The sequence below is a fragment of the Candidatus Poriferisodalis sp. genome, from assembly GCF_965237655.1.
Taxonomy (GTDB): Bacteria; Actinomycetota; Acidimicrobiia; order Acidimicrobiales; family Poriferisodalaceae; genus Poriferisodalis.
Genome location: NZ_CBDEGB010000001.1, coordinates 452008 through 465367, shown reverse-complemented (window position 1 = coordinate 465367; position 13360 = coordinate 452008). Strand labels below are relative to the sequence as shown.

Here is a 13360-nt window from a genome sequence, read left to right as displayed (position 1 = left end):
ATCGTCGCGGCGCGCCACAACGAACGCAAGACCACAAACGACCCCACCGCCCATGCCGAAGTGCTGGCCCTGCGAGACGCGGCGTCCGGCGCGGGTTCGCTCCCGAACGGCCTGCTCGCGGGCCTGCACTACAGTATCTTTACGTCTCATATCTATATGTTGATGCCTCACAACTGGCCACGCGCTGAGCACAAGCGCTGCACAACGAAAAATCCGAAGGTGGTTGTAGCCGTGTCGCAGACCCCCCCCCCCCCCGTAGATCGCGCCGTTCCCGCAACCCCGGCGAACCCGGGTCCATGAGCCCGCCTAGCGCCGTGAGGCGCGCCATTCTGGTGGGCGCTGCTGTGGCGCTGGTGGCCACCGCCGTCGTGGCTGTCCCCGCCTGGGCCCAGAACCAGGAGGTGGCCCCGACTCCGGCTGCGGTCGGCGCCGACCCCCCGGCCAAGCCCCACAACCTCGGGGCCTCGGCCGAGCACGATGAGGTCACCCTCACCTGGACGGCCTCAACGGACCAGACCGTCACCCACTACGCGATCCTTCGCCGCAACCGCGACGTGGACGCAGTGGGCGTCTTCCACGTGATCGAGGCCAACGCCGGTCCCGAGACCAGCTACACCGACAGTTCGGTATCGGCGTCGAGCACCTACGTCTACCGGGCGAAGGCGGTCAGCCCCACCGGCGTCAGTCAGTGGTCCGGCTACGTCAGAGCCGACACCCCGGCCGCACCGGAGCCCGCAACAGCCGATCAAGAGGACCAAAAGGAGGGAGCGTCGGAGTTCGTGCAGGTGGTGCCCAGACTCGCGGTGTTCACCGATGCCGACTCGGTCGTGCCCCTGAACTGGGCCCTGACGCCCAGCGGCCTGGCCGCCGGCGACCGGTTCCGGCTGTTGTTCATCACCTACGCAGGCCACGCCCCGACCTCCACTGACATTGAGGACTGCAACGCTTACGTCCAGTCCCAGGCCAACGCCTCCAACGCCCACTCCGCCATCAAGCCCTACGCCTCGGGTTTCCGCGTCGTCGGCAGCACCGCCGACGACGACGCCCGCGACAACGCCTCGACCGCCTACACCAGCACAGCCAAGGGCCTCCCGATCTACTGGCTGAACGGCTCCAAGGTCGCCGACGACTACGAGGACTTCCACGACGGCTCCTGGGACGACGAGGCCAACCCCCGGGGCCGCAACGGCAACAAAGTCGGCTCCAACAACACCCTTATCTGGACCGGAAGCAACAGCAACGGGATTGAAGCGATAGCTAACGGCAACTCGCAGGCCTTGGGCAGCTCCACCATCGCTCTCGGATGCCTCAACTTTGTGGGCGGTCCCATCGATTGCGCAGCTAACTCTGTAGGCAATTACTCACTTTTTACACCGAATTCAAATCACCGCTATTACGCCCTGTCCGGGGTGTTCACGGTGGGCGGCAGCGTGCCGGTGTTCACCGATTCGGACCCCGCGGCGCGCAGCGTGGCCGAGAATCCCGGCGGCGGCGCAAACGTCGGCGCTGCGGTGGCGGCCAGCGACGCGGACGCCGGCGACACGGTGCGCTACAGCCTGGGCGGCGCCGACGCGGGGTCGTTCGCGATCGACCCGACCAGCGGCCAGATCCGGACCAGGTCCGGGGTCGGCTATGACTTCGAGGCCAAGCCCGGCTACTCGGTGCAGGTGCGCGCCAGCGACGGCACCCACACCGCCACCAACACCGCCGCCATCGCGGTGACCATCACCGTGACCGACGCGGCCGAGCCGCCGAGGGCGCCCGCCGCGCCCAGGGCGCGCACCGTCGCGGCGATGACCGACAGGCTGGCCGTTCACTGGACCGCCCCGGCCAACAGCGGCCCACCAATCACCGACTACGACGTGCAATACAGGCTCAGCGACAGCGGGGCGTGGAACGACGTGTCCCACACCGGCACCGCCCGCACCGCCGCCGTCACCGGCCTGAGCGCCGCCAACATCGACGACGTGGCAGTGCAGGTGCGCGCCACCAACGGCGAGGGCACCGGCGCCTACTCGAAGTCGAGCCCGGCCCTGTACGACATCTGCGGACGCACCGCACAGGTGATCGGGGCGATCCTGGCGGCCACCCCCGGTGCCGACTCCTGCGATTCGATCTCGTGGCAGGACATGGCGGCCATCGCCGAACTGGACCTCAGCGACAACCGCCACCTGAGAGCGGGCGACTGGCCCGCGGACACCTTCGACGGCCTCGACAGCCTGGAGACCCTGCGTCTCGCCAACATGTCCTACAGGGGACGGAGCATCAAGTTCGTCAACAACGACTTCTACAACGGCCTCTTCGACGGCCTCGCCAACCTGCGCGAACTCGACGTGCGGCCCAGCACGCCCCACCTGGGCGCCCCCCTGGCGCTGGCGCCCATGACCAGCCTGGTCACCTACAACACCCAGCCCTATGCCCGACCCATCGCCGCGCCCCAGAACCTGACAGCCACCATCAGCGACATCGCCGGATCGATCATCGTCAGGGCCAGAGACGACAGGGGCCGCCTCACAGGCGAGAAAACCAGATTCTGCAAGACAGTCACCCTCAACTGGGCCGCCCCCGCTGGCGCCGCCGGCATCACCGGCTACAAGATCATGCGCACCCACTACGGCCACCCCGTGATCAGCCGCGCCAACCCCAACACCGACTACCGCCGCTACGGCTACGACATCGCCACCCTCGCCGCCGGCGACCGCTCCTACGTCCACGAACCGCTCCGGCCCGGCGCCAACGGCCACACCTTCACCTACTACGTCGCCGCCGTCACCCCCGACGGAGTCGGCTTCCCCGCGGTGGTGAACGTGAGCGCCCCCATCAAGATCCGCTGGAACTCAACCGGGACCATGACGACGGGACCCGACGTACTCCCATGCCCCATGCTCGAATAGCACGCCCGACCGCAGCCAACCCACCACGACAACCGTCTCGCCCTTGAAGGCGGGACGGTTGCAGTATCGGGTCGACCGTCATTATTTTGTTGCTTAAAATACTTAACTGTCAATAGACTGTTGACATGAGAGCAGGTGTTCCAAGGAGTCGGATTGCGACGGATGCTGCGCGCCTGCTGGGGCGCAGCATCGCGCTTGCCCGACGGGAGCGCAGATGGACCATCGCGCAGCTCGCGGAACGCGTCGGTTCCTGCGAGGGCACCATGCGAAAGGTCGAGCGGGGCGACCCATCGGTCGCGTTGGGCACGGTCTTCGAGGCAGCCTCGCTGGTGGGTGTGCGTCTGTTCAGCGAAGACGCCGCAACGCGGACACGGGAGTCCGAACTCGTCGACGCTCGCCTGGCCGTGCTGCCCCAGAGAGTGCGTCACCGTGTCGTCGATGACGACTTCTAGTCCGCGGCTGAATCCAAGCACAGTCTTCGTGTGGGTATGGCTGCCCGATGCCTCCGAGCCGGTTGTGGCAGGGCGTCTCGATGAACAAGGCGAGGTCGCGACGTTCGCCTATGGCCGCCGCTACCTGGCCAACCCTGACGCGATTGCGCTGTACCTGCCCGATCTTCCTCTTACGGAAGGCACCATGTCGCCGAGTTCGGGGAACCTGCATGGTTGCATCGCCGACGCTGCGCCTGATTCGTGGGGGCGCAAGGTGATCGAGCACCAGCACCGCCGCACCGACAGCAATGTGCCTGAACTCGGATATCTGCTCAACTCGGGCTCTGACCGCATCGGAGCGCTCGACTTCCAGGCGTCACCCACCGAGTACGTCGCTCGCAGCGGCGACGACGCCACACTCGACGAGCTCTACGACGCGGCCCGCCATGTGGAGGAAGGTCTCCCCCTGCCACCAGCATTGGACAGAGCATTGCTGCACGGCACCTCAGTTGGCGGAGCGCGCCCCAAAGTCACGCTCAGCGACCGATCACGGCACCTGATCGCAAAGTTCAGCTCGTCGACGGACCGCTACCCCGTGGTCAAGGCCGAGTACGCAGCGATGGAGCTAGCGCGCCGAGCAGGCATCGATGTCGCACCGGTCGAGCTGAGTACCGCCGCAGGCAAAGCCGTGTTACTGGTAGACCGCTTCGACCGCACCCAACGAGGGCTCCGTCGCATGATGGTCTCGGCGCTCACCATCCTGGACCTGCACGACGCCTGGGGCATGGCAGGCCGCCACGCGACCTACTCCGACCTCGCGGAGCAGATTCGGACGCGTTTCGTGAACCCGGACGCGACGCTGCGCGAGTTGTTCTCGCGCATCGTGTTCAACATGCTCGTCAGCAACACCGACGACCACGCCAAGAACCACTCGGCGTTCTGGGACGGCAACATGCTGACGCTCACCCCCGCATATGACATCTGCCCACAATTGCGCACAGGAAGAGAAACCGCCCAAGCGATGGCGTACGGCGCCGACGGCGAACGCCTCAGCCAGGCCGCACGCTGCGTCGAACACGCGAGCACTTATCACCTCAGCGTCAGCGAAGCCAACGAGATCGTCAATCATCACATCGAAGTGATACGCGACGACTGGGAAGAGGTCTGCGATCTGGCGCAATTGGCCGCAGCGGATCGCGAGCAGCTATGGGAACGCCAATTCCTCAACCCGTTCACACTCGGCACATAAACGAGCACCGCACGGGCAACTGGCGCGCTGGCAGCGTGCGTGAAACCCGGTGAGGTTCAGTCAAGGCGCTTTATTGGGACTGGTTGGGCGGAAGGTGTGGGATTCGAACCCACGGTGACCCGAAGGCCACAACGGTTTTCGAGACCGCCCCATTCGTCCGCTCTGGCAACCTTCCGCAGCGCACCCTATCGACGCTGACCACGGTGACCGCCCGGCCCGCCGCCCGGCTCTCGAGTCTTAATTCGGTCGCGGCAAGGGTGATTTCGTGACAGCCTCAGGGCCGTGAGCAGCGCTGTTGAAAGCTTCGAAGCCGTAGGCGGCGGCGATGCTCCGCAACCCGACGGCACCTGGTCGGTGTCGGACCTCGCGGCCGCCATCGAAGAGACGATCCGGCGGGTCTTCAGCTCCGAGGTCTGGGTGCGCGGCGAGATCATCGGCTACTCGCAGGCGGCGAGCGGCCACATCTACTTCAATCTGATCGAGCCGGGCACGGGCAAGGACCGCCGCGGCGCACGCATGCGGGTGGCGCTGTTCAAGGGACGCCAACGATTCGTGAACCGGGATCTCGCTGCCGGAGGCGGGCTGACGCTCGACGACGGCATCGAGGTGCGGATCCGCGCCGAGGTCGAGTACTACGCAGGCAGCGGGCAGGTGCAGCTCATCATGAGCGGCGTCGACCCGCACTTCACACTCGGTGTGCTGGCCGCCGACCGCGAGCGCACGCTGGCCGAACTGGCTGCCTCGGGGCTGTTGCGGCGCAATGCCGCTGTGCCGCTGCCGCTGGTGCCGCTGCGCGTCGGCCTCATCACGGCCGCCGGCAGTGCAGCACACGCTGACTTCGTCCATGAGCTAACGGCGAGCGGCTACGCCTTCGAGGTGTTGCTGTGCGACGCCCGGGTGCAAGGCGTCACCGCCGAAGCCGACCTTGTCGCGGCGCTGCGCACGCTCGGGAGCGCCGATGTTGACGTCATTGCCGTGGTGCGCGGCGGCGGCGACCGCACCGACCTGCTGGCATTCGACCTCGCCAGCGTTGCGAAGGCCATTGCGACGTGCCCGCTGCCGGTGTACTGCGGGATCGGCCATGAAATCGACACCTCGGTGGCGGACCAGGTGGCGCACACGGCTGCCAAGACGCCGACCGCGTGCGCCGCCGCCCTCGTCGCCCATGTCGCCAACTTTGACGAACGCCTGGTCCAGGCACGGCGCGAACTCCATCGCACTGCCCGCTCCCGGGCAGCCGCCGCAGCAGCTCGCTTGGCAGCAGCTCGTGGAGCGCTCGGCCTGCTGACCGAGCGTCGCCTGGGCCGGCCGCGTGCTCGCCTGGGCCAGGCACGGCTGCGGCTCACACACCGCGCTGAACGGCGAGTATCGGAGGCGCACGCCCAACTGCGTTCAGCTGCGGCCGTGATTGCCGCACTCGCGCCACAGCGGACGTTGGCTCGCGGCTTTTCGATCACGCGTGCAGCCGACGGCACCGTCGTGCGTTCGATGCCCGCTGCCGGAGCCACGATTACCACCCAGACATTGGATGCGGTGTTCGCCAGCACCGTGAACGCACCGGCTATCGACCCGACCGACCGGGGGACAGACAACCCATGACAGACCCTGTGACAGATGAAGGCGAGTTCGGCGGCTACGCCGAGTCCATAGCCGAGATCGAATCGATCCTGGCCAGCCTCGAGGACGACGACGTCGACATCGACACGCTGGCATCGAAGGTCGAACGAGCCTCGCTGCTGATCGCGCACTGCGAGCAGCGGTTGCGGGCCACCGAGCTGTCGTTGCAGACGATCCTGGCTCAGCACGAATCGACGCCGTCGGACAGCGACGGCCCTTGAACGGCCGCAAGGCGTTGCAGGCATGTGTGGACCGAGGGAGTTGGTGGGCGCTCCCCCGGTCCACCTGCGCGTCACGGGCCGGTGGAAGACCCGGAGCGCACGCTGGTGCCGCTGCAGGATCTGCTCAGAATGAGTGACCGCAGCGATGTGTCGAAACCAACGAGGAACCTATGAGTTCACCATCGCGTTGTCAAGATAACGGCGGCCGAAGTCCCAGTATTTCCAGGGAATTTCGACATGGTGCGTGGCCGTCGCCGCTGCGGGCGGCTGACGTTGCCGCGGGCGCGGTGCGAAGGACCGAATCACGCATCGCTGGCGGCTGGGCCTACTGGGTGGAAGAGCGGCCTCTCGAGCGCGGGCGAGGCGCCGTGGTCCGGGTCCGGCTCGACGAGTCCGGCGCTCAGCCCGCCGACGTGCCCCATACGGCGGAGGCGGACATCCGCACTTCCGTCCACGAATACGGCGGCGGGGCTTGGCTGCCGTTCACGGCGCCTCATGGCGGCCATTTCGTGCTCGGCAGTTGCATGAGCGATCATCGGATCCGGCTGTTCGACGTGACGGGTCGCAGCGAGCCGCAGGCAGTGACCCCTGAGCCGGACACTCCCAGGGGTCTGCGCTACGCCGATCCGGCACTCGTTCCAGAGCCCCAGGGCAACGCTGAGGGCGGCAGCTTCGATCCGGTCAGCGTGTGGGTGCGCGAGGCCCACACCGACGGCGGTCACGAACCCCGCAACGAACTCGTCGCGGTTCGCCTCGACGGAATGGTGAGCGTCGTAGCGACGGGTGCCGACTTCTATTCCTCACCTAGGCCGGCGCCCGACGGCAGCGCGCTCGCGTATCTCAGCTGGGACCACCCGAACATGCCGTGGGACCACGTCCGCCTGCATCTCGTCGACCTGCGTGACGGCAGCCCGGTGCCGGGCAGCGATCGGGTGCTGGTCGACGGCCCTGCACTGGCCCAGCCGGCCTGGAGCCCAAACGGCGACCTCCATGTCGTCACCGATGTCGATGGGTGGTGGTCGATTCACCGCGTGGATACCCACACGGGCGCCACCGAACCGGTGCTGGGTGACGCAGCCCCCGGGGAAAGCCGCCGTGAATTCGGGGTGCCGGCGTGGGTGTTCGCGCAGGCCACCTACGGCTGGGATGGCGGCGGCACGCTGTGGTGCACCTGGACGTCCGGCGGTGTCAGGCACCTCGGCGTCATCCGCGGCGGTCACCTCGAAGAGATCCCGAGCGGGTTCACAGAATTTGGGAGGCTGGCGGTGACCCCGGGCGGCACGGTCGTCACCGTGGCCGCCAGCTGGACCCGCCGAGCCGCGATCGTGGAAATCTCACCCGACGGCGGGCATCGTCAGCTCAGTGACGCCGAGCAGTCGGCGCTCGAACCCGGCGACGTCTCGGTCCCGCGGGCGTTCACCTTCGACAGCGATGACGGCCGCCAGGCGCACGCGTTCTTCTTCCGGCCCAAGAACTCGGCGGTCGCCGATCAAACGGGTGAGCCGCCGCTCATCGTGTTGAGCCACGGCGGGCCCACGGGTTCGGCCCGCAGCTCGCTCGACTTGGGCATCCAGTACTGGACCACCCGCGGCATCGCCGTCGTGGACGTGAACTACGGCGGCAGCACTGGCTACGGCACCGACTATCGCAACCTGCTGGCCGGCCAGTGGGGCATCGTCGACACGCAGGACTGCATCGCTGCAGCGCTTCATCTTGCCGGCGAGGGCAACGTTGACCTGCAGCGCCTGGTCATCAAAGGTGGCTCGGCGGGCGGCTACACCACGCTGTGCGCGCTCACGGGCAGCGACGTGTTCGCGGCCGGCATCTCCCGGTACGGCGTGGCGGATCTCGAAGCGTTGGCTCGCGACACCCACAAGTTCGAGGCCCGCTACCTCGACGGGCTGATCGGCCCATATCCGCTAGAGGCCGAGCTGTACCGGGAGCGCTCGCCGATCTGGCGAACTGGCCAGCTGCGTACTCCGATGATCGTGCTGCAGGGCACCGAGGACCGGGTGGTGCCCCAGAGCCAGTCCGAGCAGGTGGTGGCGGCCCTGGCAGACGCGGGCGTGCCGCACGCCTACGTGGTGTTCGAAGGCGAGGGGCACGGCTTCCGCCGCGGACCCAACATCGTGGCTGCGCTCGAAGCCGAGCTGTCGTTCCTCGGCCAAGTGCTGGGCTTCGAACCCGCAGGCGACATCCCCCGCGTCGAGGTGCTCAAGGGCCACCGGTAGCGTCGCCAAAGAGGTCGTGACATGTACCACTTCGCGCGCACGCCGCGCTGGCTGGCGGGTCATGCGCTCGCTGGCGTGCTGCTGGTGATCTTCCTGATCGCCGGTTTCTGGCAGCTCAGTCGCCACAACGAGGTGCGTGAGCGCAACAGCGTGATCGCCGAACGTCAAGCTATGCCGCCACTCGACGAAGACCGGTTCTTCGACGCCATGTCGGACACCGAGACCATCGATCAATTGGAGTACCGCTCGGTGAGCCTTGCAATGGTGGACTTCGACTGGGACGAATCGGTCCTGATCCGCAACCGCAGCCTCGGCGGGGTCGCGGGTTGCCATTTGGCGCTGCCCGCCGAGACAGCCTCGACCAACAGCGACGAGTCGTACGGGGTGCTGGTGGTTGCGGGCTGGCTGCCAGAACCGGGATGCGGGACGACGCGCGGAAGTGAGGCGGGGTCCACCGACGTCATTGCCATTCGACTCGCCACGCCGACGCCGATCACAGGTCGGATCCGTACAAGCCAAGAACGCGGCCTTCTTGGACCGACCGATCCTGCCGAAGGTCAGCTGAGCTCGCTGGCTCGGGTCGATGTGGAACGCATCGAGCGTCAGACGACACTGGATCTCGTTCCTGTCTATGTCGAGCGCATCGACCACCGAGATGCAGTCGACATCGCACCGGTGCGATTCGAGGACGTGAACGCAATGACCCCGACTGGGGAAACGCTCGCTTGGGGTGAGGACACAGCTCCGGACCTGATAATGCTCACGCCCGTGCCCTTGCCGCCGCCTGAACTCGACGCCGGCCCCCACTTGGGCTACACGCTGCAATGGTTTAGCTTCGCCCTTGTCGCCATCGTGGGCTACACGCTCGTGCTGCGCCACCAAGCCCGCAGGGGCGAGTCGGAGCAGATCGCCGACGACTGAGCCTGTCAGTGTCGGCGTCTGAGGACATGACGCGACCGGGTGATGACGGCTTGGTCCGCGGGTCAGGGCAGCCTGGCGAATGACCAGACATTGCACGTCGGAGCGTTTCGCGAGCGTGACATCGAAGCCATCCGGTCCGGCATGGTTATTGGCTATCTTGCAAATAACAAACTCTAGCTATAGGTTATTCTGCAAGCAACGGATATCGGAACGGACCAGTGATGGTTACCTGGCAGCCGACGCAACAAGACTTCCACGAGATCTTCAACGAGCAGAATCCTTGGCATCGCAGCGGAATGGTGCCTCCTGCGTTCGCGCCGTCGACAGAACGATTCCTCGCCGGTGGGCTCTGGAAAAGACTGCTCTCCGACGACCCACGGAGGCACCACGTGGTGCTGGGGCCACGTCGCGTCGGCAAGACAACCGTGCTCTACCAGACCGTCCGGCGCCTCATCGGTGCTGGCGTACCGGCGGGAAAGATCTGGTGGCTCCGCTTGGACCACCCGTTGTTAGTTCAAGCGAGCCTCGGCGATCTCGTACGTGGCTTGCTGGAGGGCTCTCGGGCGACGGCACATGATCCCCTGTTCTTGCTGCTGGACGAGATCGTCTATGCCGACAGCTGGAACTTGTGGCTGAAGACGTTCTACGACGAGCACTGGCCGGTACGCATCGCAGCAACCTCAAGCGGCACTGCTGCGTTGCGCAAACAGCGTCACGAAAGCGGCATCGGCCGATGGGAACTACATCATCTGATGCCGTGCCTGCTCGATGAGGCATACCTGCTCACCGGAATCGCCCCATCCGCTGAGCCGGCGCTGCCCGACCCAGGCCCCACACTCGGCGAGACACTCGGCTCCCTGTTGCCTGGACCAGTGCTCGACGGCAGCGTCACGGAAATGCGGAGGTTCTTGATCATGGTGGGCGGGTTTCCTGAGTTGCTGATCAGAAGTCGGCCGCTGTGGAATGAAAGCGGGCCCGCCGATTTCGAGGACCAGGTGCTTGAGTCTCAGCGGATCTTGCGTGGCGATGCTGTTGCCCGTGCCGTGTACCAGGACATCCCCCAAGCAGCCGGCGTCGACAACCCGATGAACCTGGAGCGGTTGCTCTACCTGCTCGCGAGCGATGTGACCGGGATTCTCTCTCCCACCAGGCTCAGCAGAGAACTCGGCATCGCTCAGCCAACGCTCGAACGCTATGTCTCGTTTCTTGAACAGGCGTATCTCATCTTCACGCTGTCCAACTACTCGAGCTCAGAACACTCCATTCAGCGGCGAGGACGCAAGGTGTACTTCACCGACTGCGCCGTGCGAAACGCAGCGCTGCAACGCGGCCTCGCGCCGCTGCAGAACCCCGAAGAGCAGGGCGTGCTGCTGGAGAACCTTGTCGCGGCGTCAGTCAGGGTGCTCGCGTGGCACTCAGACGTGCGACTGCACCACTGGCGTGACGGGTCTTCAGAAGTCGACCTGATCTACGACGATCCGCGTCAGCCAGTCGCCTTCGAGATCGCTTCGTCGCCCGGTCATCATCGCAAGGGCCTCGCGGCACTGATTGATCGCTTCGAGCAATTCCGCGGGCACAGCTACCTCGTTGCCCCGCAAGCTCCAGTGCTCCCCGCCGGTTCGAGCACATCGGGCATCGGCACCCTGCCTCTCGACACCTTCCTGCGCATCGTCGGACAGCAGGCGAGGCTTGCCATGGCCGAGAGCTTGGGAGTCGCCGGGTAGGCAGAGCAGGCGGCTGCCCATCATCGCTCCACAGTGCTAGCGGGGAGGGCGTTCGGCCAAGGCCACTCAACGCAGCTAGCGGTCGATGGCTTTGGCCATTCGGGCGGTGGCTTCGTCGAGCATCGCTGGCGAGGTGGCGAAGTTGAGGCGCACATGGCCTGCGCCCCCGGGTCCGAAGTCCAGGCCCGAGTTCAGGTACACCCCGCCCTTATCCAGGAACACCGCGGACGGATCGTCGCCGAGCCCGAGCTCGCTGCAGTCAAACCAGGCCAGGTAGGTGGCGTCGGGTGGGCGGTAGCGAACTTCGGGCAGACGCTCAGCCAGCAGATCCGCCAGCAGGTGGCGGTTGCGGTCAAGACCGGCGACCAACTCGTCGAGCCAGTCGAGCGCCTCGGTCCAGCCAGCCACCGTGGCCACTTGGCCCAGAATCCCGATGCCGCCGATGAGTCGCTTCGGGATGCCCGTTATCACCGGGCCGTAGCGCGATGACGCCGAATGCAAGAACGCCATCCGCAGTCCCGCCATGTTGAACGACTTGGTGGCCGCCGTCACGGTCACCGTTCGCTCAGACGCCAGCTCGCTGACCGACGCCACCGGAATGTGGCGTCTGGGCGCATACACCAAGTCGCAGTGGATCTCGTCGGAGATCACGACCAGGTCGTGACGTTCGGCGATATCGACCACGGCGGCAATGTCGTCGGCGTCCAGCACCATGCCGCACGGGTTGTGGGGCTGGCACAGGATGACTGCGGTCACATCGGGGGCGCTCGCCGCTGATTCCAAGTGGTTGAGGTCGAGATGCCAGCCGTCGTCATCGCAGATCAGCGGGTCGGGCACCACCCGGCGGCCGTGTCCCTCCACGCTGGAGAAGAACGGCGGGTAGGCCGGGGTCTGGAAGATGATCCCGTCACCTGGTTTCGTGCAGTAGGTGATCGCCAGCTCGAGACCCTGGATGACGTCGTGCACGCGCACCGTGTCGGCCCCCTCGACCTGCCAGCCGAACGCCTCGCCCATGCGCTTCGCAAACACGTCGAGCACCGGGATCGGCTTGTCGTAGAAGTCGTAGCCCAGCCCGCCGGTGTCGACGCGTGCCTTGACGGCGTCCAGCACAACGTCGGGCAGCTCCAAGTCCATGTCGGCAACCCAGGCCGCCAGCACGTCAGGACCCTGCCGGCCCCACTTGATTCCCGGGCGGTTGCGAACTCGGTCAGCGTCCAAGTCGAAGATCACGGGGCGACCCTACGCGGCGAAGCGCGGCCGGGGCCTACGAGAGCCGCCTGTGGGGGATCTCGGGCTCAATAGAGCCCCCTGCGTTCGACCTCGGGCTCAATAGAGCCCGAGCATGCGGCCGGCCAGACCGACGACGGCCAGGACGAGGACAGGGCGGATCACCCGCTCCCCGCCGCGTACGGCCAAGCGGGCGCCCAGCCAGCCGCCGACAGCGAAGCCCACGGCAACGATGACGGCGAAACCCCAGTGCACCTGGTCGTTCAGGATGAACACCGGAACCGCCACGGCAGTCAGCACGGCGATCACCACCACCTTGACCGCGTTGGCATTCACCAGGTCCAGGCCGGCGTGCGACAGCGCAAGCACCAAGATGAGGCCGACGCCCGCCTGGAATGCGCCGCCATAGAGGCCGATCGCGAAGAACACCACAACGGTCAGCGCCCTCGGCCACACGATGTCGTCGCCACGCGCCTTCGGCGGACGCAGGCTCAGGATCAGCAACGGCACCATCAGGATCCCGAAGATGCGCTCGAATGCCGTGTCGCTGAGCAGGTTCGAGACCGCGTATGCACCAATCAAGGAGCCGACCAGGCTCGGTACGAGCACCGGCACGGCTCGGCGCAGACCCGATACGCCCTCACGGCGGAAACCGGCCACGGAGGCCACGTTCTGAGTCAGGACGCCGATGCGATTCGTGCCGTTCGCGACCAACCCACCGAGGTCGCCCACCACCGTCAGCAGGCTCACGGTCAACAACGACCCGCCGCCCGCCATGGCGTTCACCACGCCGGCCACCACGCCCGCACCAGCCACGAGCGCAATTTGCAGACTGTCCATCAGGA

The 13360-nt window shown here is 66.4% G+C and carries 10 protein-coding genes, 1 tRNA gene and 1 pseudogene; 9 read left to right on the top strand and 3 right to left on the bottom strand.

The features are described from left to right. Nucleotides 1-6 precede the first annotated feature (6 nt). The 4 genes and pseudogenes from ACPXYO_RS02330 to ACPXYO_RS02315 form a co-directional block, all read left to right on the top strand. A pseudogene (locus ACPXYO_RS02330) lies at nucleotides 7-96 on the top strand (tRNA-specific adenosine deaminase); the annotation flags it as partial. 218 nt (nucleotides 97-314) lie between these two features. After that, nucleotides 315-2894, top strand: coding sequence for a fibronectin type III domain-containing protein (locus ACPXYO_RS02325; RefSeq protein WP_423916327.1), 2580 nt, complete (start codon nucleotides 315-317; stop codon nucleotides 2892-2894). A 125-nt stretch (nucleotides 2895-3019) separates the two neighbouring features. Further along, nucleotides 3020-3346 carry a helix-turn-helix transcriptional regulator gene (locus tag ACPXYO_RS02320; protein ID WP_420445740.1) on the top strand — a complete coding sequence of 109 codons (327 nt, stop codon included), beginning with the start codon at nucleotides 3020-3022 and terminating at the stop codon, nucleotides 3344-3346. Continuing rightward, complete coding sequence (locus ACPXYO_RS02315; protein WP_423916325.1) at nucleotides 3333-4574, top strand: type II toxin-antitoxin system HipA family toxin; 1242 nt, start codon at nucleotides 3333-3335, stop codon at nucleotides 4572-4574. Before ACPXYO_RS02320 ends, ACPXYO_RS02315 begins: the two co-directional genes overlap by 14 nt. A gap of 88 nt (nucleotides 4575-4662) precedes the next feature. Here ACPXYO_RS02315 and ACPXYO_RS02310 read toward each other — a convergent pair. Next, a tRNA-Ser gene (locus ACPXYO_RS02310) sits at nucleotides 4663-4749 on the bottom strand. Between the two features lie 107 nt (nucleotides 4750-4856). On the opposite strand from ACPXYO_RS02310, the gene xseA reads away from it, so the two are divergent. From xseA to ACPXYO_RS02285, 5 genes are all read left to right on the top strand, one after another. Continuing rightward, nucleotides 4857-6173 (top strand): exodeoxyribonuclease VII large subunit, encoded by a 1317-nt coding sequence (xseA, locus tag ACPXYO_RS02305; RefSeq protein WP_423916323.1) that lies wholly within the window; start codon nucleotides 4857-4859, stop codon nucleotides 6171-6173. Continuing rightward, entirely contained in the window at nucleotides 6170-6412 is a 243-nt protein-coding gene (gene xseB / locus ACPXYO_RS02300; protein WP_423916322.1) for an exodeoxyribonuclease VII small subunit, read from the top strand. Before xseA ends, xseB begins: the two co-directional genes overlap by 4 nt. 287 nt (nucleotides 6413-6699) lie before the next feature. Next, nucleotides 6700-8643, top strand: coding sequence for a S9 family peptidase (locus ACPXYO_RS02295; protein ID WP_423916320.1), 1944 nt, complete (start codon nucleotides 6700-6702; stop codon nucleotides 8641-8643). A gap of 21 nt (nucleotides 8644-8664) precedes the next feature. Further along, nucleotides 8665-9564, top strand: a complete 900-nt coding sequence (locus ACPXYO_RS02290; RefSeq protein WP_423916318.1) for an SURF1 family protein — start codon at nucleotides 8665-8667, stop codon at nucleotides 9562-9564. 221 nt (nucleotides 9565-9785) lie between these two features. Beyond that, nucleotides 9786-11288 carry an ATP-binding protein gene (locus tag ACPXYO_RS02285; RefSeq protein ID WP_423916316.1) on the top strand — a complete coding sequence of 501 codons (1503 nt, stop codon included), beginning with the start codon at nucleotides 9786-9788 and terminating at the stop codon, nucleotides 11286-11288. Nucleotides 11289-11363: 75 nt separating this feature from the next. On the opposite strand, the gene ACPXYO_RS02280 is transcribed toward ACPXYO_RS02285, so the two are convergent. Both ACPXYO_RS02280 and ACPXYO_RS02275 read right to left on the bottom strand, forming a co-directional pair. Then, nucleotides 11364-12518 (bottom strand): MalY/PatB family protein, encoded by a 1155-nt coding sequence (locus tag ACPXYO_RS02280; protein ID WP_423916315.1) that lies wholly within the window; start codon nucleotides 12516-12518, stop codon nucleotides 11364-11366. A 96-nt stretch (nucleotides 12519-12614) separates the two neighbouring features. Next, entirely contained in the window at nucleotides 12615-13355 is a 741-nt protein-coding gene (locus ACPXYO_RS02275) for a sulfite exporter TauE/SafE family protein (protein ID WP_423916313.1), read from the bottom strand. Between the last annotated feature and the right edge of the window lie 5 nt (nucleotides 13356-13360).

Coding starts and splice junctions, on each gene's coding strand:
- ACPXYO_RS02320 (WP_420445740.1), top strand. CDS start 3,020: ATGAGAGCAGGTGTTCCAAGGAGTCGGATTGCGACGGATGCTGCGCGC.
- ACPXYO_RS02315 (WP_423916325.1), top strand. CDS start 3,333: ATGACGACTTCTAGTCCGCGGCTGAATCCAAGCACAGTCTTCGTGTGG.
- xseB (WP_423916322.1), top strand. CDS start 6,170: ATGACAGACCCTGTGACAGATGAAGGCGAGTTCGGCGGCTACGCCGAG.
- ACPXYO_RS02290 (WP_423916318.1), top strand. CDS start 8,665: ATGTACCACTTCGCGCGCACGCCGCGCTGGCTGGCGGGTCATGCGCTC.
- ACPXYO_RS02285 (WP_423916316.1), top strand. CDS start 9,786: ATGGTTACCTGGCAGCCGACGCAACAAGACTTCCACGAGATCTTCAAC.
- ACPXYO_RS02275 (WP_423916313.1), bottom strand. CDS start 13,355: ATGGACAGTCTGCAAATTGCGCTCGTGGCTGGTGCGGGCGTGGTGGCC.